This window comes from Maribacter sp., from assembly GCF_049667165.1.
Taxonomy (GTDB): Bacteria; Bacteroidota; Bacteroidia; order Flavobacteriales; family Flavobacteriaceae; genus Maribacter_A.
In genome coordinates this window covers 1-2,211 of sequence record NZ_JBATHS010000090.1, presented here as the reverse complement: position 1 = coordinate 2,211, position 2,211 = coordinate 1, and the positions used below count along the sequence as shown (strand labels likewise).

Below are 2,211 nucleotides of genomic sequence, written 5' to 3'. Positions count from 1 at the left end.
CATAAATACGGGCGACCTAGGTAAGCTTTCCCAACCCGGGGGCATTATCTATAATATTGAACTTTCCAATGACGGACTCATGACGTTTCCCGGCGGTGTACCCATTAAAAATAAAGAAGGAAAAATCATAGGCGCCATAGGTGTTAGCGGTGGAACTATTGAACAAGATCATGAAATCGCAACTGCCGGAGCAAATGCAATCTTGGAATAATCCATACCATTCAAAAAAAGCTTAAAATTATGAATAGCATAAAAATTTCCATTCCTTTTATCATATCGCTTTTATCGCAAATATGTTTATCGCAAACCACGGATGGGCTCATGCCTTATATGCAGGATTTTAAGAGCGTATCCGCTAATAATACGGTAACGGTTACGAGTTATGAAAAAGGGGGGTCCCATTATGTATACGCAGGAGGTTTTGGAGGTATTGATATCTTCGGTTTGAACAAAGAAGGTAAGTTAACTCCTATAGGTACCCAAGCGCTTTATAAGGAAGAAGGACCCGCAAGAGGAATGGTTGCGGATCGTATTAATGGTACAGACTTTCTCTTTGTTGCGAATAAGCACGGTAATGCCATTGAAACTTTTAAGATTTTGGACAATGGAACCCTAGAACAGGTTTCCTTGACCATGGATACCGATGAAACCCACCTTGGTATTGCCATTACGCTTCAGGTTGTTCATATGAAGCAAGGATCATATCTCTTTATCGGTGGCTTGGAAGAAACACCGGGGTTAAGTAGTTTTAAAGTTCAGCCTGATGGAAAACTCACCCATGTACAATCCATGAAAGATGATGAAAAGATTTTTACGGATGGTATCATTGGCATGTTTACCCATAAAATTAAAGGCAAAACATATTTATACACAGGCGGATTTCAAGACAATGGGGTAAGTAGTTTTAGAGTGTATGAAAACGGTTCGTTTAAAAACATCAACAATATAGGGGACAATACTACAGATCGCTATTTAACAGGAGCGTACCCTGTAACCGGAGTAAAGTTAGGGGCCAATTATTATGTCATAGTAGGTCACAGACACCATAAATATTATGAGAGAGGAAGTGGTTTTATAAAAAGACCGGACTTTGTATATCATGGTGATGCTGTAAGCGTTTTTAAAGTAACTAATAAAGGGGCCTTAGTGCCTCATTCCATTTTAAAGGATGATGAAAACACCAAACTACAGGGGCAGACAAGAATTCAAATTGTTTCCGTAACGGACAACGAAGCTGTACTGGCAGTTGGTACAAGAGACGATGCCAGTATTCAACTTTGCAAATTGGACGAAAACGGAATGCTGACGCCTTTACATTATTTGGAAACCGGTTTTTCAATTTATTATGGCCTAAAGGCTCATGATATAGAGGATACCAACCTCCTAATCGCAGGGTCGAATCGGTTCGATCTAAAGAAGGTGGCAACCTACAAAATTTCTCCAAAAATCAATAGGGGCGGAAAAGTTTTAAGGCATATCGTAAACCTCAAGTATAAGGAAGAAGCCACCGAAGCACAGATTGACGAAGCGGTTAAGGCTTTTGAAAATCTTAAAAACGAAATTCCCGAAATTGCCCATTTGGAATGGGGGATCAACGATAGCAAAGAAGGGGCTAGCAAAGGTTTTACCCATACGTTCACCCTAACCTTCAAAGATGACAACGCTAGGGAAATTTACTTGTTTCATGAAGCACACATAGCCTTAGTAACTAAAATAGGGCCGCTTATAGGTGACGTTTTGGTGATGGATTACTGGACAGAACAGTAAGGGAATTTACGCAATGATATTGAACAAAAAACATTAGAAAATGAACAAAACAGCATACATTACAGGGGGTTCTAAAGGTATCGGATTAGGCATAGCGGAGGCCTTGGTAAAAGAAGGTATTCATGTCGCTATTACGGCAAGAACACAAAGTGATCTAAAGATTGCCGAAAAACATTTAAAAGCCATAGGAAAGGGAGACGTTTTGACCATTCAATCCGATGTGAGAAAATTAGCCGATGAAGAAAGAGCCGTGCAACAAGTTATTGATACCTGGGGACGGTTGGATTATTGTATTGCCAATGCGGGTATCGGGAAATTCAGCCCTATTGATGAAATGAGTGCCGAAGTATGGAATTCGGTTATCGGTATAAATTTAACGGGGGTATTCCATACCGTTAAAGCGGCTATTCCAGCGCTCAAAAAATCCAAAGGCTACATTATTAC

At 40.1% G+C, this 2,211-nt stretch carries 3 protein-coding genes; all 3 read left to right on the top strand.

Going from position 1 to position 2,211, the window contains the following annotated elements:
• Positions 1-211 (top strand): GlcG/HbpS family heme-binding protein (locus WBM98_RS05075; RefSeq protein WP_424364945.1); only part of this gene is annotated, 211 nt, incomplete at its 5' end.
• Between the two features lie 29 nt (positions 212-240).
• Positions 241-1,767, top strand: coding sequence for a Dabb family protein (locus tag WBM98_RS05070; RefSeq protein WP_424364944.1), 1,527 nt, complete (start codon positions 241-243; stop codon positions 1,765-1,767).
• A 40-nt stretch (positions 1,768-1,807) separates the two neighbouring features.
• The coding region (locus WBM98_RS05065) for an SDR family NAD(P)-dependent oxidoreductase (RefSeq protein ID WP_424364943.1) at positions 1,808-2,211 on the top strand (404 nt) is incomplete at its 3' end.